Genomic DNA, 22,063 nt, shown 5'->3' with positions numbered 1-22,063 from the left:
CAGGCGGGACCGCCGGGTGCGTTCCCGACCGAGCGAGCAGGTTCCGCAGGGCTCGTACGTGCAGGTCGATTCGCCGGAGCCGGCGGAGCGGTCGGGCCGGGGATCCGTCGATCGGGCACGTGCCAGGTCGTTGCGTCGCAAGGTCTTCCTGATCGGCGGAACAGTGGCGGTGCTGATCGTCGCGCTCACGGCTACGTTGTGGTTCAGCCCCTTGATGTCGGTGCGGAGCGTCGAGTTCGTCGGCGACGGCGTGCTCTCGTCCGAGGAAGTACTGGCGCAGGCCGGGATCCAGGAGGGCAGGCCGTTGCTGCGGGTCGACACGGCCGCGGCAGCGCAGCGGGTCGCCGGCATGCCGCGGGTCGCGGAGGCCCGGGTGCGGCGCGAGTATCCGTCGACCGTCGTGGTCTCGGTCACCGAGCGGATTCCGGTGGTGTTCTTCGATTCCCCGGAGGGCACCCACCTCATGGACGAGAACGGCGTCGATTTCGCGATCGAGCCTCCGCCGTTCGGTGTGGTGCGTCTGGTGACTCCCACCCCGGGACGCGACGACCACGCGACGCAGGCTGCGCTCGAGGTGCTGGGGGCTCTACCGGAGTCCGTGCGCTTCCAGGTCTCCGAGGTTGCCGCGCCGACGATTTCGAGTGTCTCGGTTACTCTTGTGGACGGCCGTGTCGTGGTGTGGGGCAGTGCCGACGGCTCCGAGAGGAAGTCGGCGGTGGTGTCCGTGCTGTTGACGCAGCCCGGCCGGATCTTCGATGTGTCGAGTCCCGAGTTGCCCACAGTAAAGTGATGGGTGATCCTGGGGCCGCACACCGCAATCCAGGTCAGCGGCAACCAATGCCCGCAAAAACTTGGCGCGTGTCGGCGCGCCTGCTGGCGGATTGCTGTGCCACTGCATAGCGTTTCGCTTCGAGGGACTACTTGACATAACCTTGACCCTGTGGTTGAGGTTGAGGGTTTTCCGGCAATCACCCCCTTAGTACGAGCGCGAAACCCACTCACGGAAGGCGAGAGCCCATGACGCCCCCGCACAACTACCTCGCCGTAATCAAGGTCGTCGGTATCGGCGGCGGCGGCGTCAACGCGGTCAACCGCATGATCGAGCAGGGACTCAAGGGAGTCGAGTTCATCGCGGTCAACACGGACGCCCAGGCTCTGCTGATGTCCGACGCCGACGTCAAGCTCGACGTCGGACGCGAGCTCACCCGCGGCCTCGGCGCCGGCGCCGACCCGGAGGTCGGCCGCAAGGCCGCCGAGGATCACAAGGACGAGATCGAAGAGGTCCTCAAGGGCGCCGACATGGTCTTCGTCACCGCGGGTGAGGGTGGCGGTACGGGCACCGGTGGCGCGCCCGTCGTCGCGAGCATCGCCCGCAAGCTCGGCGCTCTCACGATCGGTGTCGTGACTCGTCCGTTCTCGTTCGAGGGCAAGCGTCGTGGCTCGCAGGCGGAGTCCGGTATCTCCGCGCTCCGCGAGTCCTGCGACACGCTGATCGTCATCCCGAACGACCGTCTGCTCCAGCTCGGTGACGCCGCGGTGAGCCTGATGGACGCGTTCCGCAGCGCCGACGAGGTTCTCCTCAACGGTGTCCAGGGCATCACCGACCTCATCACCACGCCGGGTCTGATCAACGTCGACTTCGCGGACGTCAAGAGCGTCATGTCCGGTGCCGGCAGCGCGCTGATGGGCATCGGCTCCTCCCGCGGGGAGGGCCGCTCGATCAAGGCTGCGGAGACGGCGATCAACTCGCCGCTCCTCGAGGCGTCGATGGAAGGTGCACGCGGCGTGCTGCTGTCGATCGCGGGCGGCTCGGATCTCGGCCTGTTCGAGATCAACGAGGCCGCGTCGCTGGTCCAGGAGGCCGCGCACATCGACGCCAACATCATCTTCGGAACGGTCATCGACGATTCGCTCGGCGACGAGGTGCGGGTCACGGTCATCGCGGCGGGCTTCGACGGCGGCGCTCCCGTGAAGCGTCCGCTCGAGGTCCAGTCCGCGATCGGTCGCGGCAACATCGGTGCCGGCCGTGCCGGTGAGGTCGGCCAGTCCGAGCGCCCCGCCGCGGCTGCTCCGGCGGCGCCCGCCGAGCCGGCGCCGGCCCCGCCGGTGGCCCCGCGTGAGCCGGTCGGTACGCCCACCGGATCCAGCCTTCCGCCGCTCGGATCCACGGGGTCGCGTGCCGTGCCGGTCGGTAACGAGGACGGCGAGGACGACGACGTCGACGTGCCTTCCTTCATGCGCCGTTGAGCGGGGCAGCTGTGACGGGTGTTCGGGTCCGGCGGGTCGTCACGAGTCGATCCGGCGGGGTCTCCGCGGCACCCTACGATTCGTTCAATCTCGGTGACCACGTCGGCGACGATCCCGCGGCGGTCGAGGCCAATCGCCGTCGACTGGCCGAAGGCATCGGCCTGCCGTTCGAGCGGCTCGTCTGGATGGAGCAGATCCACAGCCGCAACGTGACCGTCGTCGACGGGCCGGTCGACGGCCCCGTGCCGGCGACGGATGCGCTGGTGACGAAGGTGCCCGGCCTGGCGTTGGTGACGCTGAGTGCCGACTGCGTCCCGATCCTGCTGTCCGACGACGAGGCGGGCGTGATCGCCGCGGTGCACGCCGGCCGCATCGGTGCCCGCATCGGCATCGTCCCGAAGGTGCTCGGCGCCATGATCGAGCAGGGCGCGCGTCCCGAGCGGATCGGAGCGTTCCTCGGACCCGCGGCCAGTGGCCGCCAGTACGAGGTGCCGGCCGCGATGCAGGCAGATGTCGAGAAGTTCCTTCCGGGCAGCGCGACGCGGACGGCGAAGGGCACCCCGGGCCTCGATCTGCGGGCGGGCCTGCGGCGCCAGCTTCTCGCCGCGGGCGTCTCCGGGGTCGCGGAGGACCCGCGCTGCACGATCGAGGATCCGACACTGTTCAGCCATCGTCGGGGCGCACCGACCGGAAGGCTGGCCGCCGTGATCTGGATGGATCCGTCCGGGTCGGAGTGACGGAAGAGAGTTGACTGTCGGGATGGGTAGGCACGAAGAAGTTGCGTCGGCCCTGACGCGCGTGCGCGCCAGGCTCGATGCGGCCTGCCGGGACGCCGGTCGGGAGCCGTCCGAGGTCGCCCTGCTGCCCGTGACCAAGTTCTTCCCGGCATCGGATGTGCGGGTTCTCTACGACCTCGGGTGCCGGGCGTTCGGTGAGTCACGGGAACCGGAGGCGAGCACCAAGGTCGCGGAGTTCTCCGCCGATCCCGACGTCACCGAACCCGTGCGCTGGCACATGATCGGCCGGCTCCAGCGGAACAAGGTGAAGTCCGTGGTGCGCTGGGCCGACACGCTCCATTCGCTCGACAGCGGCCGGCTCACCGATGCGCTGTCCGGAGCCGTCGCTGCCGCGCTGGACGCGGGGGAGCGTTCAAGTGCCGTCGAGGTTCTCGTCCAGGTCAGTCTCGACGGTGATCCGTCGCGTGGTGGTGTCCCGGTCGCGGACCTCGAGAGTCTCGCGGATCGGGTGGCGTCCGCGCCCGGTCTCGAACTCGCCGGCCTGATGGCGGTTCCGCCGCTCGGCGCGGACCCCGATGCCGCGTTCGCGCAGTTGCACGAGGTGCACGCCGACCTGATGCGGGTGCATCCGGGTGCGGGGACGCTGTCGGCAGGGATGACCGGGGATCTGGAGTCCGCCGTCCGCCACGGTTCGACGTGCGTGCGTGTCGGAACTGCGCTGCTCGGCTCTCGACCGATAGTCTCGAAATGATCACCAGTCACACATGGAACACCAGTCACACCCGGATTTCTGCGGTCGACCGCAGGATTAGCCAGTACCAGTCCGCCGCGCCCAGGAAGGTCGATCAATGAGCAGCCTGCACAAGTTCAAGGCTTACTTCGGCATGGTTCCCCTCGAGGACTTCGAGGACGACTACATCGACGAGCCCGGTCAGGGCCGTCGCGAATACGCGGAACCGGGTTACGCGTCGGCGCGTCGCGACGACGTCGACAGCGACTTCGATCGCTACGAGCCCGCGCCCCGGCCGTCCCATCAGCGCGTCGAATCGATCGCGCCGCGCGGAGTCGCTCCGCGACCGACCCGAGGTTCACTCGCGGTCGACCCGCGGCTCGATCGGGTCGAGAGCCGCCGCTCCGCCGTCGACGAGAGCGGCCCGCTGTCCAAGATCACGACGCTCCGTCCCCGTGACTACGGCGAGGCGCGCACCATCGGCGAGCGTTTCCGTGACGGCACGCCGGTGATCATGGACCTGGTCGAGATGAGCAACGCCGATGCGAAGCGCCTGGTCGATTTCGCCGCCGGTCTCGCCTTCGCGCTGCGGGGATCGTTCGACAAGGTCGCCACCAAGGTGTTCCTGCTCTCGCCCGCCGACATCGATGTTTCCGCGGAGGAGCGCCGCCGGATCGCGGAGACCGGCTTCTACAACCAGAAGTGACCTGGGCGCGGTCGGCCGGATCGTGTGACCCGGTCGGCTGCTTCGCGGGATTGTGACACGCGGCTCGGCTTCCCCATTGGTTTTGATCGACTGGTTCCTGTCAGGCAGAGTGAAGGTGTGGCCGTGTTCTCGGTGATCTACGTGATCCTGTTCATCTTCTGGTTGTTGCTCATCGGGCGGATCATCGTCGAGTTCATCAGAGTCTTCGCCCGTGACTGGCGGCCGACGGGCTTCGTGGTGGTCGTCCTCGAGGCGATCTTCACGGTCACCGACCCACCGGTGAAGCTCCTGCGCCGACTGATCCCGCCGATCTCGCTCGGCGGAGTCCGGCTCGATCTCTCGATCATGGTGTTGCTGTTCCTGCTCTTCATCCTGATGCAGGTGGTCGCAGGACTGGCTTCACCCGCAGGTTTCGTGTGACAGAATGGCCCGCAGTTACAGTGTGACTGGTAACGAAATGGTTAACGAGTACGCGCAACGCGCTAGAACCGAATGCGTGCTAGACCGCCAAAAGATGCGTGAAGGGATCCTTCCATGCCGCTGACTCCAGCTGATGTGCACAACGTTGCGTTCAGTAAGCCTCCGATCGGGAAGCGTGGCTACAACGAGGACGAGGTAGACGCCTTCCTCGACCTCGTCGAGCAGGAGCTGTCGCGCCTCATCGAGGAGAACGCAGACCTCCGTCAGCGTGTCGGCGAGCTCGACCAGGAGCTGGCCGAGGCGAAGAAGGCCCCGCGTCCCGCGGCGGCAGCCGCGCCCGCTCCGGCGCCGGAGCCCGAGCCGGTTCGCGTCGTCGAGCCTCCCAAGCCCGCGCCTGCACCGGCCCCCGCGGCCGCGCCGCGTGAGGACGCCAACATGCAGGCCGCGAAGGTGCTGGGTCTGGCCCAGGAGATGGCCGACCGCCTCACCGGCGACGCCAAGACCGAGGCCGAGCAGCTGCTCAGCGATGCCCGCACCAACTCCGAGCGACTGGTGACCGACGCGCGCACCAAGTCGGAGACGATGGTTGCGGATGCGAAGCAGAAGTCCGAGACGATGGTCGCGGATGCGAAGCAGAAGTCCGAGTCGCTGCTGTCCGATGCCCAGACCCGCTCGGAGACCCAGCTGCGTCAGGCCAAGGAGAAGGCCGACGCGCTGCAGGCGGACGCCGAGAAGAAGCACACCGAGATCATGGCGACGATCAACCAGCAGCGTTCGGTCCTCGAAGGCCGCATCGAGCAGCTCAAGACGTTCGAGCGCGAGTACCGGGTGCGTCTCAAGTCGTACCTGGAGTCTCAGCTCGAGGAGCTCGAGCAGCGCGGCTCGGCGGTTCCGGTCGACGGCGGCCAGGACACCTTCGGTCCGGGCTCTCAGGCCGGCTTCACCCAGTCGTACGCCAAAGGAAACAACTGACCCCGAGTCGACGCCCGGCCGGCTCCCGAGCAGGGGGTGAATCGTGCTGGTCATGACGTTGGTCCTTGCCGCGGCGGGATTCGCGTTGCTGGTGATCGCTCTGATGACGGGTTCCGTCATCTGGGCGTGGGGTTGCATCCTGGTCTGTGTCGCAGGCGCCGTCCTCCTGCTCGTCAGTGCGTTGGCGAGCAGGAAGGCGGTGCCCGGCGAGACGGGGGCGCAGAATCCCCCCGGCGAGACCGGGACCGCGGATCTGCCCGACCACGGCGATTCCGGAAGCGATTCGACGCAGGGTTAGACTGAACGCACATTCGGCGTCGATCCGGCCATCACCGGGGAGCCTTCGGAAGAACGGTCGGTACTCGGTGGGGGCGCAAGCGCCACCGGGTTCCGGCTCACTAGAACCGAACGGGTGGGCCCGTCACAGCCCGAGGTCGAGAGGTTCGCCGCGTCCGCGCGGCGGGCAAGCGGGGTGGTACCGCGGTCACGGCGCACAGGGCGCCGTCGTCGTCCCCGTGCCGGTAGTAGGGCACGAGGAGCCAAACGGTGACCAGTAACGAATCCACCTCTCCCCGGACGAACGACGGGTACCCGCGCGTCGACATCGTCGGCGGACGCGCCACCGGATCCGTCTCCTTCCCGGACCTCGAGCAGAAGGTGCTCGCGGCCTGGGCGGCGGACGACACCTTCCGCGCCAGCATCGAGAATCGCGACGGTGCCGAGGATTTCGTCTTCTACGACGGCCCGCCGTTCGCCAACGGCCTGCCGCACTACGGGCACCTGCTCACCGGTTACGTCAAGGACGTCGTCCCGCGTTTCCAGACCATGCGTGGCAAGAAGGTCGACCGCCGTTTCGGCTGGGACTGCCACGGCCTGCCCGCCGAGCTCGAGGCGGAGAAGCAGCTCGGTATCAAGGACAAGTCGCAGATCGACGCGATGGGCCTCGCCGAGTTCAACGCCTACTGCAAGCAGTCCGTCCTGCGCTACACCGACGAGTGGCGTGACTACGTCACCCGTCAGGCCCGCTGGGTCGACTTCGACAACGACTACAAGACCCTCGATCTGGACTTCATGGAGTCCGTCATGTGGGCCTTCAAGGAGTTGTACGACAAGGGCCTGATCTACCAGGGCTTCCGCGTCCTGCCGTACAGCTGGTACGAGCAGACGCCGCTGTCGAACCAGGAGACCCGGCTCGACGACGCCTACAAGATGCGTCAGGACCCCGCGGTCACCGTCGACATGCTGCTCACCGCGCCCGGCTCGCCGCTCGACGGCGCGAACGCACTGATCTGGACCACCACGCCGTGGACGCTGCCGTCCAACCTCGCGATCGCGGTCCATCCGGATGTCGACTACGTGCAGGTGCGGGCGGCAGGGTCTGAAGGCGCGGGCAAGCGTTACGTGCTGGCCGCCGCGCGGGTGGGGCACTACGCGCGCGAACTCGGTGAGGCGCCCGAGGTGCTCGGCGAGTACAAGGGCCGCGACCTGGTGGGGCTGAAGTACGTTCCCCCGTTCGACTTCTTCCACGGCCCCGGCAAGGGACACGAGGAAGCGCACCGCGTGCTGTCCGCCGACTACGTCACCACCGACTCCGGTACCGGCGTGGTGCACCTCGCGCCGGCATTCGGTGAAGAGGACATGGAGTGCGCGACGGCCAACGGCATCGAGATCGTGCAGCCGCTGGATCCGGGCGGCAAGTTCACCTCGATGGTCCCGGATTACGAAGGTGTGCAGGTTTTTGATGCGAACCCGGTCATCATCAAGGACCTCAAGGCCGCCGGGAAGCTGCTGCGGCACGAGACGATCGAGCACTCGTACCCGCACAGTTGGCGTTCGGGCCAGCCGCTGATCTACATGGCGGTGCCGTCGTGGTTCGTGGCCGTCACCAAGTTCCGCGATCGCATGGTCGAACTCAACCAGGAGATCACCTGGGTGCCGGAGCACATCCGCGACGGCCAGTTCGGCAAGTGGCTCGAGGGCGCCCGCGACTGGAACATCAGCCGTAACCGTTACTGGGGCAGCCCGATCCCGGTGTGGGTGTCGGACGATCCGTCGTACCCGCGAGTCGACGTCTACGGTTCGCTCGACCAACTGGAGGCGGACTTCGGTGTCCGCCCGACCGACCTGCACCGGCCGATGATCGACGAGCTGGTCCGCCCCAACCCGGACGACCCGACCGGCAAGTCGATGATGCGTCGCGTGCCCGAGGTGCTGGACTGCTGGTTCGAGTCGGGCTCGATGCCGTACGCGCAGGTGCACTACCCGTTCGAGAACCGGGACTGGTTCGACTCGCACTACCCGGGCGACTTCATCGTCGAGTACAACGGCCAGACCCGCGGCTGGTTCTACACGCTGCACGTGTTGGCGACCGCGCTGTTCGACCGCCCGGCTTTCAAATGCGTTGCGGCGCACGGCATCGTCCTCGGCGACGACGGTCTCAAGATGAGCAAGTCCAAGGGCAACTACCCGGACGTCAAGGAGGTCTTCGACCGCGACGGCTCGGACGCCATGCGGTGGTTCCTGATGTCGTCGCCGATCCTGCGCGGCGGCAACCTGATCGTCACCGAACAGGGCATCCGTGAGGGTGTCCGCCAGGCGTTGCTGCCGCTGTGGAATGCGTGGAGCTTCCTGCAGCTGTACGCGTCCAAGCCCGGCCAGTGGCGCACCGATTCGCCGAACGTGCTCGACAAGTACATCCTCGCCAAGCTGGCGGCCACGCGGAACGCGATCACCGAGGCGCTCGACGTGACCGACATCGCTGGAGCGTGCGACGAGCTGCGCACGTTCTGCGACGCGCTCACCAACTGGTACGTGCGCCGCTCGCGCAGCCGGTTCTGGGACGAGGACCGCGACGCGATCGACACGCTGCACACCGTGCTCGAGGTGGTCACACGGCTCGCGGCGCCGCTGCTGCCCATGGCGTCCGAGGTGATCTGGCGCGGGCTGACCGGTGGGCGGTCGGTGCACCTGACCGACTGGCCGACCGAGACCGAGCTGCCGGCCGACGCCGAGCTGGTCGCCGCGATGGACGACGTCCGTAGCGTCTGCTCGACGGTGCTCGGACTGCGCAAGGCACAGAACCTGCGCGTGCGCCTGCCGCTGCCCGAGGTGACGGTCGCGGCGCCGGACGCCGAGAAGATGCGGCCGTACCTGGGTCTGATCGCCGACGAGGTCAACGTCAAGAAGGTCGACCTCACCGACGACGTGGACGTGCACGGCCGCTTCGAGCTCGTCGTCAACGCGCGCGCCGCGGGTCCGCGTCTGGGCAAGGACGTGCAGACCGTCATCAAGGCGGTCAAGGCCGGCGACTGGACCGAGACCGACGGCGTCGTCAGCGCCGCGGGCATCGACCTGCTGCCGTCCGAGTACACCCAGCGTCTGGTCGCGGCCGAGCCCGAGTCGACGGCGGCACTGCCGGACGGCGCCGGCCTGGTCGTGCTGGACTCGCGGGTGACCGAGGAGCTCGAGGCCGAGGGCTGGGCCAAGGACCGCATCCGCGAGTTGCAGGACGCCCGCCGCAGCGCGGGACTCGACGTCTCCGACCGCATCTCGGTCACGCTGGAGGTCCCGGTGGACCGGCTGGAGTGGGCCGCTCGGCACCGCGAGCTGATCGCGGGGGAGATCCTCGCGACGTCGCTCGAGCTCGGTGCCGTCAGCGGAGACGCGGTCGTCGATCTCGGCGAGGGTGTGCGCGCCGTGATCGTCAAGGCCTGACCGGACGAGGCGCCCCGGGCGGACGACGAAATTCCTGTCGTCCGCCCGGCGTAGTTTTCAGACATGGTTTCCGCCGACCCCACCCGCAGCCGCCGGTGGGTCCTGCACCTCGACATGGACGCGTTCTTCGCGTCCGTCGAGCAACTGACCCGTCCCACGTTGCGCGGCCGTCCGGTCCTCGTGGGCGGGCTGGGCGGTCGGGGAGTGGTGGCCGGTGCCAGCTACGAGGCTCGGGTGTTCGGGGCGCATTCGGCGATGCCGATGCACCAGGCGCGACGGTTGGTCGGCCCCGCCGCTGTCGTGCTGCCGCCGCGCGGTTCCTTGTACGGGCACGTCAGCCGTCAGGTGTTCGATGCGCTGCGCGTGAGGATGCCGGTGCTGGAACAGCTTTCGATGGACGAGGCGTTCGGTGAGCCGGCCGAGTTGGCGGGCGTGGGCAAGGCGGAGGTGGAACGCTACTGCGAGGAGTTGCGGGCCCTCGTGCTGGCCGAGACCGGACTGGTCGCGTCCATCGGCGCCGGCGCCGGTAAGCAGGTGGCCAAGATCGCGTCGGGGCTCGCCAAGCCCAACGGCGTCACCGTCGTGTCCCCGGATGTCCAGCAGCAGTTGATGAGTGCGCTGCCGGTGCGCAAGCTGTGGGGAGTGGGGCCCGTGGCGGAGGAGAAACTCAAGCGGCTCGGCATCGACACGATCGGCGCTCTCGCCGCGCTTCCCGACGCCGAAGTGGTGTCGGTGCTCGGCGGAACGAACGGGCCGAGCCTGCACCGGCTCGCCCGGGGGATCGACGACAGGCCGGTCGCCGAACGCGCCGACGCCAAGCAGGTCAGTGCCGAGACCACGTACGCCGAGGACATCGTCACGCTGGCCGGGCTGCGCCGTGCGGTGGACGCGAGTGCCGCGGCCGCGCACCGTCGCCTGGACCGGGACGGGCGCGCTGCCCGCACCGTCGTGCTCAAGCTCCGTAAGTCGGACATGAGCATCGTCACGAGATCGCTCACGCTGCCGTACGCGACGACCGATCTGCAGATCCTCACCGCGACAGCGCAACGGCAGGTGATCGATCCGCTCGAGCTCGGTCCGATCCGCCTCGTCGGAGTGGGGTTCGGGGGCCTGTCGGCGGTGAGCCAGGGTTCGCTGTTCCCGGAGCTCGATCAGGCAGTGCCCGCCGAGGACGACGTAGCCGAGGCCGACGCCATCGCCGAGGACGGCTCCGACACGACGGTCCGCTGGCGGCCCGGCATGGACGTCTCGCACCCGGAGTACGGGCACGGCTGGGTGCAGGGCGCGGGCCACGGTGTGGTGACGGTCCGGTTCGAGACGCGCAGCACGGGGCGGGGGCCGTCACGTACATTCGATGACACCGATTGTGATCTGGTCGTCGCGGACGTGATCGACAGCCTGGCGTGAGGTCGTCCTCACCGCCGGTATTGTTGCTGTGAACGTACGTGACAGCTGGGGTGGGCGGTTATCGTCGTCCGCATCCCGGCCAAACCCGAATCGTGTTCGACCCGAGAATGTGTTCGACCGAGAATGTAAAGGACAAGCACTTGAAGCTCCGGAAGATGACCATCGCTGGTGTGGCGATCGCCGCTGCTCTGACCATGACGGCCTGCTCGGACGACAGCGGAAGCACCGAGCGCACCACGGCGCAGCAGACCACGACGACCGCGGCGGCCACGCCGACGCTCGCACCGCCGACGGCCGCCGAGCTCAACGCCGCTCTGGCCACCGCATTCGACGAGAGCGTGCCGGTCGAGCAGAAGGCGCAGCTCGTCCAGGGCGCCGAGGCCGATCCCGAGCTGATCAACCAGGTCGCCAAGGCCGCCAAGGATGCCGGCGCCACGATCAACGTCGTCGACGTGACCCCCACCGGTGACGACACCGTCACCGCCGGTGTGGAGCTCGTCATCAACGGCCAGAACAACCCGGCCACGGTCGACTTCGTCGCCGAGGACGGCGTCTGGAAGATGTCGAAGTCTTACGCCTGCCAGCTCGTCACCATGGCTCAGCTCTCCTCGCCGGCCTGCCCCGCGTAAGCGCTCACGGTCCCTGCGCCGATGCCGTCGTCACCCCGGGTGACGACGGCATCGGCGTGTTCGGTCCCGGTCGGTTCCGGGCTCAGCGCGTCGGCGCCGCCGCGTGGATCCGCTCGGCGGAACTGCGGGCGAGGCCCGCGAGAACCCCGGCGTCGATCGGTTCGGGTCCCGTCGCGACCACCTGTACGACGGTCGAGTCCACGACCGTGAGCACGGCGTCGGACACCAGGGAGAATCCGTCGCTCGTGGTGATCAGCCGGATTCCCGTGGACGCGTCACCGACAGCGGGAGTCGCGAGCGGTTCGACGCGGTAGTCGACCCCGACGCCCTCGCCGTCGGTGCCGGAGTAGGTGGTGCACTGCCGCGCTGTGGCCTGGATCGTCGAGAAAGCTTCGGCCGCACCGCTTCCCGGGTAGCTCGCGGCATCGATGTCGATACTCGTGAAGTCGGGCCCGGAGAAGTTCGACTCGGCGTCGGCGACCGCACCGCGAGCCTGGCGGGCGACCGTGTCGAGCACGTTCGCGCACCGGGTGGGGTTGGTCGTCGGCGGCGCAGTGCCGGCGCCGGTCGTCTCGCCCGGGCTCTCGGCGGCGGGTAGTGCGACGAACCCCACCGGTAGGTCGGGCGCGGCGAGAAGCGCGGCCCGCAGCGCGGCCGGGTCGGTGATCGGACCCGCGCCGGGCGCAGCGGGCGCGGTCACGGCCGGACCGAGATCCGACGGCACCGACGGCGAGGCGTCGGTCGACGATCCGGGTTCCGGGTCGGACGATCCGCATGCCACCAGCCCGCCGGCCAGCGCGATGGCAGCGGCCGTGACGACCACGCGCGTCAGCCGTTCCATTCGACCCGCTCGCTCGTGGTCTGGCGCAGGTGCATCGTGTCGGTCGGATCGCTGAAGGACTGGCTGCCCTCGGCGGTGATCGATCCGGCGACCGGCAGCGGCACGCTCAGGTCGACCACCACATTGCCGGACCCACGGAGGGCGAAGGAGTCGACGTCCAGCGCCCCGGCCCCGTTGGGCAGTTGGAAGAGCGCCGTGGTGGGCGTCTGCTCCACCTGCACGTCGATGGTGAGACGGTCGCCGTCCCGTGCGACCAGCTTGGCGGTCGTCACCTGGTCGACGGCGATCGCGCCCATCACCTGCTGGCGGATCCTCCATTCGGCGCCCACGCCGATCGCTTGTTCCGGGAACGCGACCGTCCGATACACCGCCTGGTAGAACGCCTGCTCGATCATGGCCCGCGCCTTGTTCTGGGCGTCGGGGTCGGGGCGCAGGCGCAGTGCGGTGACGGCGCCGGACAGGTTCATCGTGAACCCCGCGTGCGAGCCGGTCGCCGGGGCGAGTACCTCGTCGACGTCCGGGTCGGGTGTGCTCAGTTCGCCGAGCGTGAGGTCCACGGTCGTCGCCGGTGTGCTGTCGGATGCGCCCTGCGTCACGAGTGCGGTCAGCGGCATGGTCAGGGCAGGCGTCGAGACGTCCTGGACGGCCTGCTCGTCGATCTGCTGCATCACCGTCGCAGTCGTGACCAGCTGTGCTTCCTGGCGCGTGCCCTGCGCGGGCCGGAACCGGACCACCGATCGCGGTTCGGCGCCGGCGTCGACGATCTCGGTCGTCGCGGCCGTCACCGGCACGGTGACCTCGTCGGAGGCGGCCCCGACCGCGTCGGGGCTCACGGGCGCAGCCTCGCCGCCGTTGCCGCACGCGGCGAGGAGAGTGAGGGAGAGGGTGGCCGCGACGACCGCGGTTCCCGAACGGAAGACTTTCGACGCAACTGGCACGCCAACAGGTTAGTCGGCGCGGGTGGCATGACCGGTCTGTCTCCCGCGTAAGGGATGATGGCGTGGTGAGTGACGACCGCACCGACAGCGACGACGCCGCCGTGAAAGGTGAACCGATTCCCGATCCACCCGTCCCCGACCCCGGTGACGCCTCCGTGCCGCCCGCCGATTCCGGCTCCGGCACCGTGGCGGCACGCCCTCGGCGCATGCGGATGCTCGTGGTCATCGCGGTCGTCGTGCTCGCGCTGGACCTGCTGACGAAGGTGTTGGCGGTCGCGTTGATCGACCCGAGGGATCCGGTCCGCATCATCGGCGACACGGTCACCCTGACCCTCATCCGCAATCCCGGTGCCGCGTTCTCGATGGCGACGGGAATGACCTGGCTGTTGACGCTCGTCGCGGTCGGTGTCGTGATCGGTGTCATCCGGATCGGGCGGACCCTGCGCTCGCCGTGGTGGGCCCTGGGCCTCGGTCTCGTTCTCGGCGGTGCGCTGGGCAACCTGATCGACCGGATATTCCGTTCGCCGGGTCCGCTCCAGGGTCACGTCGTGGACTTCGTCTCGGTCGGCTGGTGGCCGGTCTTCAACGTCGCGGACTCGTCGATCGTCTGCGGCGCCGTCCTGTTGGTTGCGCTCACGTTGTTCGGCATCGAACCCAGTGGCGACAAGGTCTCGCGGAAGGGAGATGCGGAATGAGGGAGACACGATCGATGCCGGTGCCCGACGGGCTCGACGGCATGCGGGTCGACGCCGGCCTCGCGCGGCTCCTCGGGCTTTCGCGGACCGCCGTGGCCACCCTCACCGAGGAGGGCGCGGTGCTGGTCGACGGCGCCGCCGCCGGCAAGTCGGATCGGCTCTCGGCCGGCACCTGGCTCGAGGTGGAGTTGCCCGAGCCGCCTCGCCCGCTCACCATCGAGGCCGAGCCGGTGGAGGGCATGGAGATCCTCTACGCCGACGACGACATCGTCGCGGTCGACAAGCCTGTGGGTGTCGCGGCGCACGCGAGCGTCGGCTGGACCGGGCCGACGGTGATCGGTGGCCTCGCGGCCGCCGGGTTCCGCATCTCGACGTCGGGTGCGCACGAGCGCCAGGGCATCGTGCACCGCCTCGACGTCGGCACGTCCGGCGTGATGGTCGTGGCGACGTCCGAGCGCGCCTACACCGTCCTCAAGCGCGCCTTCAAGCAGCGCACCATCGACAAGCGGTATCACGCACTGGTGCAGGGACACCCGGATCCGAGCAGCGGCACGATCGACGCGCCCATCGGTCGCCACCGCAGCAACGACTGGAAGTTCGCGGTGACGGCGGACGGCAAGCCCAGCGTCACGCACTACGACACGGTCGAGGCGTTCCAGGCGGCCAGTCTGCTCGACATCCACCTCGAGACGGGCCGCACGCACCAGATCCGTGTCCACTTCTCGGCGCTGCGCCACCCGTGCTGCGGTGACCTCACGTACGGTGCCGACCCGCGCCTGGCGGAGCGGCTGGGACTGGAGCGGCAGTGGCTACATGCCCGCTCGCTGGGATTCGCGCATCCGGCCGACGGGCACTGGGTCGAGATCACGAGCGACTACCCGAAGGACCTGCAGCACGCGCTCGGAGTCCTGCGGGGCGCGTGAGATGAGTTCGCGCACGTGGCCGGCCGTCGCCGCGACGGTCGCGCTGGCGGCTGTCGTGGTGGGCCTGGGGGTGGCGAATCCGCCGCAGCCGGGGCGTGTCGGGACCGATGCACTCGGTCCCGAATCGGGTGAACTGGTCGCGGAGTACCTGGCGCGGGCCGCTGCCTCGCTCACCGACGCCTCTGCCGCGGACTCCGCCGACGCCGGGCCACGGTGGGCGCTGGTGTCGTTCGACGCCCCGGTGACAACCTCGCAGTTGCTGACCGACACGCCGGACGTGCGGGTGTCCCAGGTGCTCTTCCGGGTCCCTGTCGATCGAGTCCAGACACCGATCGTCGCGGTACCGGTCCCCGCCAACGATGTCGCGGTGCACCGCGCGCCGTCGGTCGCGGCGGCACGTCTACAGGCCGGAGCCGTCGGGAACGATCGCGGTGCCCAGATCGCGGCCTACTCGGCGAGCCGATTGTCCGCGGACTGTGCGTGCGTCGTGGGCGCGACGGTGCGGGGCTCGCTGGACCGGTTGCGCGCGCTCGCGGCGGTCCCGGGGGTGCGGGCGGTGGAGGCCCTGCCCGCCGACGCGATCGCGGGGGCGTTCTCGGTCAACCCACTGCTGCCGACGCAGTCCACCTCTGTCGTTCCGGGGCCGGACGACGGCCCGGTGCCCGCCCTCGGCTGACGCGCCCGCCCTCGGTCGAATCCGACCACCCGCGTGGGGGCGGCGGCACAATGTCGCAATGCCGAGGAAATCCATGTCGATACGAGCGTTGACGGTGGTGCTCGCCGTAGGTGCCGCAATGTCGTCGGTGGGGACGGCGACGGCTGCGGCCGAGTCGTCGTCGGCGGCGCCGAGCTCGGACCTGGTCCCGTTGATCTCCGCGCTCTCCGAACGCCTGGCGATCGCCGATGCGGTCGCGGCGGCCAAGTGGGGGACCGGCAAGCCGATCGACGACCCGGCACGCGAGGCCGATGTGCTCCGTGCGGTCGCCGAGCAGGCGCGGGGCCAGGGCCTCGACCCGGCCCGGGTCACGCAGATCTTCCGCGATCAGATCGAGGCGAGCAAGGACGTGCAGCGCGGCCTGTTCGCGTACTGGGACGTCGTGCCACAGGCGGTGCCCGAGCCGCGGCCCGACCTCGCAGCGGTGCGGCCTGTGCTGGATCGCCTGAACGCCGAGATCGTGACGCGGACCGGTGAGGAGAAGGACGTACTGGCCGATCCGCGGTGCCTGTCGGACCTCGTCGCCGGTGCGGCCGAAGTCGTCGGCGCGGAGCGACCGGACGTGCTGCATCTGGCCGGTCTGGTGCGGGCGCTGCGGTCGGTGTGCGGCGCGGTCTCCGGCTGACGGCTCGTCAGTCCACCGGGGCGTCGCCGGTGTGCTTTCGCAGGAACTCGATCGTCCGATCCAGTGCGTGCCGGCCGTCGGCGTTGTCGAGGTCGAACTGGTACTCGTGTGCCAGCGGCGGTTCGTGGTCGTCCGGGTAGAAGAGGGCCGTCACGTCGACGCCGAGATCGGTGAGCTTCACCGCGAGCGCCTTCGACTGCTTCTCGGTGAGCCCGTCCGCATTGCCGCCCGAGATGTAGGTAGGCGGAAAGTCCGCAGTGACGTGGCGCAGCGTCGACATCTCGGCGACGGCGCGCGAGTTCGCGACGTCTTTGGTGCCGGTGTAGGCCCAGATCGACTCGGAGGTGCCCCAGCCCAGGATGCCGGGGCCGCCGACCATGTCGGTCACCTCGTAGATGCCGCAGTTGAGGACGACGCCGCGCAGTTGCTCGGGTCGCAGCGCCGACTCGATCCCGATCGCGCGGGCGTAGGCGGCGTCGGTGGCCATCGTCGCGAGCTGGCTCGTCAACTGGGCGCCGGCCGAGTCACCGGCCAGGACGATTCGGTCCGGATCGACGTGCAGGCGTTCGGCATTCGCGAGGATGTAGGCGTGGGCGTCGCGCAACTGCTCGACGGCCGTCGGGTACCGGTGGCGCGGTCCGAGGGAGTAGTCGAGCGAGACGACGGTGAAGCCCGCCGCGGCGATGAGCTCGTAGTAGGTCGCGCAGTTCGTCCGGTGCCCCGAGATCCAGGCGCCGCCGTGGGTCCAGATCACCGTGGGCAGGGCGTGCGTGGCGCCTCCCGATTCGGCGGGGAAGTACACGTCGAGGTGGGCGTCGTCGTCGCCCGCCCGGTACCGCTGCGCGGTGATCGACGCGACTCCTCCGGGAGCGTGCTTGCGCAGGGCTTCCGTCGTCCTGCGCGCGTCCCGGCCGAACACGGTGCGCACGACCAGCGCCCCGGGCCACGGGCCGGCGGCGAACGCGACGACGCTGCCGGCGAGCAGGCCGGCCGCGCCCAGGATCCGTCGGAGCGTCCGGTCACCGATCGTCAAGGTGCAGTCCTCCTGGCTCGGGGGATTCGGCGTGTGACGAGTCACAGTAGCCGGAGGGCTATCGTCGGCATACGTGACACCGCAGGGTAGAACCGAGGATTCCACCGGACTGGCGGCCGGGTTCGGCGCGTACCTGATCTGGGGAATGTTCCCGATCTTCTTCGGTCTCCTCGACCCCGCCGGTTCCCTCGAGGTGCTGGCGCACCGGATGGTGTGGACAGTCCTGCTGATGCTCGCCGTCCTGCTCGTCCTCGGCAAGCTGGGATCGCTGCGCGGCCTGTCCGCGAGGACGTGGGGGCTCGTGACGGCGGCCACCGTCGCGATCGCCGTCAACTGGGGCGTCTACATCTACGCGGTCGTCTCCGGCAATGTCGTCGAGGCCGCTCTCGGCTATTTCGTCAACCCGCTCGTCAGCGTGCTGATCGGGGTGCTCGTCTTCCGCGAGAAGATCCGTGCCGCCCAGATCGCGGCACTGGTCCTGGCAGCGATCGCCGTGGTGATCATCACCGTCGACTACGGCCGGCCACCGGTCGTCGCACTGACTCTGGCGCTGTCGTTCGCGCTGTACGGGGTCGTCAAGAAGGTGGTCCCGCTGGATCCGCGCACGAGTCTGACGGCCGAGGGTCTGGTCGCGGCGCCGTTCGCGATCGTCTACCTCGTCGTTCTCCTGGTCTCCGGCACCGGGTCGTTCCTCGGTAACGGCGTGGGCCACAGCCTGCTGCTCGTCGCGGCCGGACCGGTCACGGCGGCGCCTCTGTTGCTGTTCGGCCTCGCCGCGCAGCGCATTCCCCTCACGACGCTGGGCCTGTTGCAGTACCTGACCCCGGCCCTGCAGATGGTCTGGGGAGTGGTCGTGATGCACGAGGTGATGCCACCGTCGAGGTGGGTCGGATTCGCCCTGATCTGGGTCGCCCTGGTGGTATTCACCACGGACGCACTGGCTCGTGCACGGCGGACGCGCAGGGCCGGGTCACGGCTGCCCGAGACCGTCGGTGACAGGGCATAGACTCTGGGCTTGCCTGGGATCTACCGAATTACAGAGAGGCACGCGTGGCTGACTCGTTCGTTCACCTGCACAACCACACCGAGTACTCGATGCTCGACGGTGCGGCAAAAGTCGGCCCGCTGTTCAAGGAAGCCGAACGCCTCGGCATGACCGCGGTCGGCATGACCGACCACGGCAACATGTACGGCGCCAGCGAGTTCTACAACTCGGCCAAGAAGCACGGCATCAAGCCGATCATCGGCATCGAGGCGTACGTCGCGCCCGAGTCGCGGTTCAACACCAAGCGCGTGCTGTGGGGCGACCCGAGCCAGAAGTCGGACGACGTCTCCGGCAGCGGCGCGTATACCCACATGACGATGGTCGCCGAGAACTCGACCGGTCTGCGGAACCTGTTCAAGCTGTCGTCGCTCGCGTCGATCGAGGGCCAGCTCGGCAAGTGGCCGCGCATGGACGAGGAGCTGATCGCCACCCACGCCGAGGGCATCATCGCCACCACCGGCTGCCCGTCGGGCGAGATCCAGACCCGGTTGCGGCTCGGCCACGACCGCGAGGCGCTCGAGGCCGCCGCGAAATGGCAGGAGATCTGGGGCAAGGACAACTTCTTCCTCGAGCTGATGGACCACGGGCTGTCCATCGAGCGCCGCGTCCGGGAGGGCCTGCTCTCGATCGGCCGACAGCTCGGGATCCCGCCGCTCGCGACGAACGACTGCCACTACGTCACCAAGGACGCCGCCGAGAACCACGAGGCACTGCTGTGCATCCAGACCGGTAAGACGCTCTCGGACCCCACCCGCTTCAAGTTCGACGGGGACGGCTACTACCTCAAGTCGGCCGAGGAGATGCGGGCGATCTGGGACTCCGAGGTTCCCGGCGCGTGCGACAACTCCGTGCTCATCGGCGAGCGAGTGCAGCCGTACGAGGACGTGTGGCAGCACCGAGACCGGATGCCGATCTTCCCGGTGCCCGAGGGCGAGACGCAGGCGAGCTGGCTGCACAAGGAGGTCATGCGGGGCCTCGACCGGCGTTTCCCGGCCGGGCCGCCGCGCGAGTACATCGAGCGTGCCGAGTACGAGATCGGCGTCATCAACCAGATGGGCTTCCCCGCTTACTTCCTCGTGGTCGGCGACCTCATCAACCACGCCCGCGAGGTCGGGATCCGGGTCGGCCCGGGTCGAGGCTCGGCGGCCGGCTCGCTCGTCGCGTACGCGATGGGTATCACCAACATCGACCCCATCCCGCACGGGCTGCTGTTCGAGCGGTTCCTCAACCCTGAACGCGTGTCGATGCCCGATATCGATATCGACTTCGACGATCGCCGCCGCGGCGAGATGGTCCGCTACGCCACCGACAAGTGGGGCAGCGACAAGGTGGCGCAGGTCATCACGTTCGGCACCATCAAGACCAAGGCCGCCATCAAGGACTCCGCGCGAGTCCAGTTCGGCCAGCCCGGTTTCGCCATCGCCGACCAGATCACCAAGGCGCTGCCGCCGCCGATCATGGCAAAGGACATCTCGGTGTCGGGTATCACCGACCCCGAGCACGAGCGGTACAAGGAAGCCGTCGAGGTTCGCGCCCTCATCGACTCCAATCCGGACGTCGCGAAGATCTACCAGACCGCGAAGGGCCTCGAGGGCCTGATCCGCAACGCAGGCGTACACGCCTGCGCGGTCATCATGTCGTCGGAGCCGCTCACCGACGCGATTCCGGTGTGGAAGCGCGCGCAGGACGGCGCGATCATCACCGGCTGGGACTACCCGTCGTGCGAGGCCATCGGTCTGCTCAAGATGGACTTCCTCGGTCTGCGCAACCTCACGGTCATCGGCGACGCGATCGAGAACATCAAGGCCAACCGCGGCGTCGACATCGACCTAGACACGCTGCCGCTCGAGGACCCGGCCACGTACGAACTGCTCGCGCGGGGCGACACGCTCGGCGTGTTCCAGCTCGACGGCAGCGCGATGCGCGATCTGCTGCGGCGCATGCAGCCCACCGGCTTCGAGGACATCGTCGCCGTCCTGGCGCTGTACCGCCCGGGCCCGATGGGCATGAACGCGCACAACGACTACGCCGACCGCAAGAACGGCCGGCAGGACGTGAAGCCGATCCACCCGGAACTCGAGGAGCCGCTCAAGGAGATCCTGGCCGACACCTTCGGTCTGATCGTCTACCAGGAGCAGATCATGCAGATCGCTCAGAAGGTGGCCGGCTACTCGCTCGGACAGGCAGACCTGCTCCGCCGAGCGATGGGTAAGAAGAAGAAGGAGATCCTCGACGAGGCCTACGACGGTTTCGCGGAGGGGATGAAGGCCAACGGCTTCTCCCAGGCCGCGATCACGGCACTGTGGGACACGGTTCTGCCGTTCGCCGGCTACGCGTTCAACAAATCGCACGCCGCCGGCTACGGCCTCGTCTCGTTCTGGACCGCCTACCTCAAGGCGAACTACCCGTCCGAGTACATGGCGGGCCTGCTCACCTCGGTCGGTGACGACAAGGACAAGGCCGCGGTGTACCTCTCGGACTGCCGGAAGATGGGCATCACCGTGCTGCCGCCGGACGTGAACGCATCCCGCGTCGACTTCGCGTCCGTCGGAGAGGACATCCGGTTCGGCCTCGGTGCGGTCCGCAACGTGGGCGCCAACGTGGTCGGGTCGATCATCGCGGCCCGCGAGGAGAAGGGCAGCTTCACCGACTTCTCCGACTACCTCAACAAGATCGACGCGCTCGCCTGCTCCAAGAAGGTCACCGAATCCCTCATCAAGGCAGGCGGATTCGATTCACTCGGGCATCCACGAAAGGGTCTGATGCTGGTGCACGCCGACGCGATCGACGCGGTCATGGGCACCAAGAAGGCCGAAGCGATGGGTCAGTTCGACCTGTTCGGCGGCGACGACGCCGACGAGTCGATCACCTCGGTGTTCAACGTCAAGGTGCCAGACGAGGAGTGGGACACCAAGCACAAGCTCGCCCTCGAACGGGAGATGCTGGGCCTGTACGTCTCCGGTCATCCCCTCAACGGCGTCGAGCACGTGCTGGCGGCGCAGTCCGACACGTCCATCCCGGTGATCCTCGAAGGAGACATCAAGGACGGGACCCAGGTCACCGTCGGCGGCATCCTCGCGTCGGTGAACCGCAGGATCAACAAGAACGGCTTGACCTGGGCGTCCGCTCAGCTCGAGGACCTCTCCGGTGGCATCGAGGTGCTGTTCTTCCCGCAGGCGTACTCGGTGTACGGCATGGACGTGGTCGAGGACTCGGTCGTGCTGGTCAAGGCCAGGGTGTCGATTCGAGACGACCGGGTGTCCCTCATCGCCAACGATCTCGCGGTGCCCGATCTGTCGGCGATCGGCGTGGCGAAGCCGGTGTCGGTGAGCCTGCCGGTGCGCCAGTGCACCAAGGAGAAGCTCGGTGCCCTGCGGCAGGTGCTGTCGAAGCATCCCGGGACGGCGGACGTGCACGTCAAGCTGATCGGATCGCGTGGCACCACACTATGGAAGGTGGACGAGGTGCTCCGGGTGGAGCCGTCGTCGTCGCTGATGGGTGACCTCAAAGCACTGCTCGGGCCGAGCTGCCTGGCGGGCTGACGAGGAACCCGCGTCCACGCTTCGGCGATTCTCTCCGCCGGCGCGTGGGAGCGTAGGCTGGACTGTATCGACGGCATTTCGCACGTGGGCATTCGAGACTGCGTCGCCTGTCGATTGAAATGATCCGGCCTATTTCTCGGCCGA

General features: G+C 68.6%; 20 protein-coding genes. 17 read left to right on the top strand and 3 right to left on the bottom strand.

The features are described from left to right. The first annotated feature begins 16 nt into the window (after positions 1 to 16). From C7H75_RS14670 to C7H75_RS14620, 11 genes are all read left to right on the top strand, one after another. Complete coding sequence (locus C7H75_RS14670; protein ID WP_084845856.1) at positions 17 to 790, top strand: cell division protein FtsQ/DivIB; 774 nt, start codon at positions 17 to 19, stop codon at positions 788 to 790. A 227-nt stretch (positions 791 to 1,017) separates the two neighbouring features. Beyond that, positions 1,018 to 2,247, top strand: coding sequence for a cell division protein FtsZ (gene ftsZ, locus C7H75_RS14665; RefSeq protein ID WP_013416358.1), 1,230 nt, complete (start codon positions 1,018 to 1,020; stop codon positions 2,245 to 2,247). Between the two features lie 11 nt (positions 2,248 to 2,258). Further along, complete coding sequence (gene pgeF, locus C7H75_RS14660) at positions 2,259 to 2,984, top strand: peptidoglycan editing factor PgeF (protein ID WP_005512548.1); 726 nt, start codon at positions 2,259 to 2,261, stop codon at positions 2,982 to 2,984. Positions 2,985 to 3,006: 22 nt separating this feature from the next. Then, complete coding sequence (locus tag C7H75_RS14655; protein WP_106851512.1) at positions 3,007 to 3,735, top strand: YggS family pyridoxal phosphate-dependent enzyme; 729 nt, start codon at positions 3,007 to 3,009, stop codon at positions 3,733 to 3,735. A gap of 97 nt (positions 3,736 to 3,832) precedes the next feature. Then, entirely contained in the window at positions 3,833 to 4,420 is a 588-nt protein-coding gene (locus C7H75_RS14650; protein ID WP_005512550.1) for a cell division protein SepF, read from the top strand. 117 nt (positions 4,421 to 4,537) lie between these two features. Continuing rightward, positions 4,538 to 4,840 carry a YggT family protein gene (locus tag C7H75_RS14645; RefSeq protein WP_005512551.1) on the top strand — a complete coding sequence of 101 codons (303 nt, stop codon included), beginning with the start codon at positions 4,538 to 4,540 and terminating at the stop codon, positions 4,838 to 4,840. A gap of 114 nt (positions 4,841 to 4,954) precedes the next feature. Beyond that, the gene (wag31, locus tag C7H75_RS14640; protein ID WP_005512552.1) at positions 4,955 to 5,812 is read left to right on the top strand and encodes a DivIVA-like cell division protein Wag31; all 858 of its coding nucleotides are present in this window, start codon (positions 4,955 to 4,957) and stop codon (positions 5,810 to 5,812) included. Between the two features lie 43 nt (positions 5,813 to 5,855). Beyond that, positions 5,856 to 6,110: a hypothetical protein gene (locus tag C7H75_RS14635; RefSeq protein WP_013416355.1), complete on the top strand. Its 255-nt coding sequence runs from the start codon at positions 5,856 to 5,858 to the stop codon at positions 6,108 to 6,110. A 248-nt stretch (positions 6,111 to 6,358) separates the two neighbouring features. Next, a complete protein-coding gene (gene ileS / locus C7H75_RS14630) occupies positions 6,359 to 9,526 on the top strand; it encodes an isoleucine--tRNA ligase (RefSeq protein WP_106851511.1) in 3,168 nt (1,055 codons plus the stop codon). A 63-nt stretch (positions 9,527 to 9,589) separates the two neighbouring features. Continuing rightward, entirely contained in the window at positions 9,590 to 10,933 is a 1,344-nt protein-coding gene (locus C7H75_RS14625) for a DNA polymerase IV (RefSeq protein ID WP_064058708.1), read from the top strand. A gap of 140 nt (positions 10,934 to 11,073) precedes the next feature. Next, positions 11,074 to 11,562, top strand: a complete 489-nt coding sequence (locus C7H75_RS14620) for a WKL family lipoprotein (protein WP_022596520.1) — start codon at positions 11,074 to 11,076, stop codon at positions 11,560 to 11,562. A gap of 82 nt (positions 11,563 to 11,644) precedes the next feature. Here the strand turns inward: C7H75_RS14620 and C7H75_RS14615 are convergent, their stop codons facing one another. Together C7H75_RS14615 and C7H75_RS14610 are read right to left on the bottom strand one after the other, a co-directional pair. After that, positions 11,645 to 12,403, bottom strand: coding sequence for a sensor domain-containing protein (locus C7H75_RS14615; RefSeq protein ID WP_013416351.1), 759 nt, complete (start codon positions 12,401 to 12,403; stop codon positions 11,645 to 11,647). Then, positions 12,391 to 13,341 carry a hypothetical protein gene (locus C7H75_RS14610; protein WP_005512560.1) on the bottom strand — a complete coding sequence of 317 codons (951 nt, stop codon included), beginning with the start codon at positions 13,339 to 13,341 and terminating at the stop codon, positions 12,391 to 12,393. Before C7H75_RS14610 ends, C7H75_RS14615 begins: the two co-directional genes overlap by 13 nt. A 62-nt stretch (positions 13,342 to 13,403) precedes the next feature. Here C7H75_RS14610 and lspA point away from each other — a divergent pair, with 62 nt between their 5' ends. From lspA to C7H75_RS14590, 4 genes are read left to right on the top strand one after another with little or no spacing between them, the layout of a single operon-like run. After that, complete coding sequence (lspA, locus tag C7H75_RS14605) at positions 13,404 to 14,036, top strand: signal peptidase II (RefSeq protein ID WP_005512562.1); 633 nt, start codon at positions 13,404 to 13,406, stop codon at positions 14,034 to 14,036. Beyond that, on the top strand, positions 14,033 to 14,959 hold the full coding sequence (locus tag C7H75_RS14600) for an RluA family pseudouridine synthase (protein WP_013416350.1): 927 nt from the start codon (positions 14,033 to 14,035) through the stop codon (positions 14,957 to 14,959). Before lspA ends, C7H75_RS14600 begins: the two co-directional genes overlap by 4 nt. 1 nt (position 14,960) lies before the next feature. After that, on the top strand, positions 14,961 to 15,635 hold the full coding sequence (locus C7H75_RS14595) for a hypothetical protein (protein ID WP_005512564.1): 675 nt from the start codon (positions 14,961 to 14,963) through the stop codon (positions 15,633 to 15,635). A gap of 58 nt (positions 15,636 to 15,693) precedes the next feature. Then, on the top strand, positions 15,694 to 16,299 hold the full coding sequence (locus tag C7H75_RS14590; RefSeq protein ID WP_233281770.1) for a chorismate mutase: 606 nt from the start codon (positions 15,694 to 15,696) through the stop codon (positions 16,297 to 16,299). Between the two features lie 7 nt (positions 16,300 to 16,306). Here C7H75_RS14590 and C7H75_RS14585 read toward each other — a convergent pair whose 3' ends face one another. Beyond that, entirely contained in the window at positions 16,307 to 17,332 is a 1,026-nt protein-coding gene (locus C7H75_RS14585; RefSeq protein WP_106851509.1) for an alpha/beta hydrolase, read from the bottom strand. A 73-nt stretch (positions 17,333 to 17,405) separates the two neighbouring features. Between C7H75_RS14585 and rarD the strand changes: the two genes are divergently transcribed. Both rarD and dnaE read left to right on the top strand, forming a co-directional pair. Continuing rightward, entirely contained in the window at positions 17,406 to 18,338 is a 933-nt protein-coding gene (gene rarD / locus C7H75_RS14580; RefSeq protein WP_005512567.1) for an EamA family transporter RarD, read from the top strand. A 44-nt stretch (positions 18,339 to 18,382) separates the two neighbouring features. Next, positions 18,383 to 21,919, top strand: coding sequence for a DNA polymerase III subunit alpha (gene dnaE, locus C7H75_RS14575; protein ID WP_022596510.1), 3,537 nt, complete (start codon positions 18,383 to 18,385; stop codon positions 21,917 to 21,919). Positions 21,920 to 22,063: the final 144 nt, after the last annotated feature.

Source organism: Rhodococcus (subgen. Prescottella) equi (genome assembly GCF_003013675.1).
Lineage (GTDB): Bacteria > Actinomycetota > Actinomycetes > Mycobacteriales > Mycobacteriaceae > Prescottella > Prescottella equi.
The sequence above is the reverse complement of the archived record's forward strand: the minus strand, read 5'-3'. Positions and strand labels throughout refer to the sequence as shown.

What these genes read in the sequence shown, in the direction of transcription:
- ftsZ (WP_013416358.1), top strand. Translation starts at nt 1,018, where the DNA reads ATGACGCCCCCGCACAACTACCTCGCCGTAATCAAGGTCGTCGGTATC.
- C7H75_RS14655 (WP_106851512.1), top strand. Translation starts at nt 3,007, where the DNA reads ATGGGTAGGCACGAAGAAGTTGCGTCGGCCCTGACGCGCGTGCGCGCC.
- C7H75_RS14650 (WP_005512550.1), top strand. Translation starts at nt 3,833, where the DNA reads ATGAGCAGCCTGCACAAGTTCAAGGCTTACTTCGGCATGGTTCCCCTC.
- wag31 (WP_005512552.1), top strand. Translation starts at nt 4,955, where the DNA reads ATGCCGCTGACTCCAGCTGATGTGCACAACGTTGCGTTCAGTAAGCCT.
- C7H75_RS14625 (WP_064058708.1), top strand. Translation starts at nt 9,590, where the DNA reads ATGGTTTCCGCCGACCCCACCCGCAGCCGCCGGTGGGTCCTGCACCTC.
- C7H75_RS14615 (WP_013416351.1), bottom strand. Translation starts at nt 12,403, where the DNA reads ATGGAACGGCTGACGCGCGTGGTCGTCACGGCCGCTGCCATCGCGCTG.
- C7H75_RS14600 (WP_013416350.1), top strand. Translation starts at nt 14,033, where the DNA reads ATGAGGGAGACACGATCGATGCCGGTGCCCGACGGGCTCGACGGCATG.
- C7H75_RS14595 (WP_005512564.1), top strand. Translation starts at nt 14,961, where the DNA reads ATGAGTTCGCGCACGTGGCCGGCCGTCGCCGCGACGGTCGCGCTGGCG.
- C7H75_RS14590 (WP_233281770.1), top strand. Translation starts at nt 15,694, where the DNA reads ATGCCGAGGAAATCCATGTCGATACGAGCGTTGACGGTGGTGCTCGCC.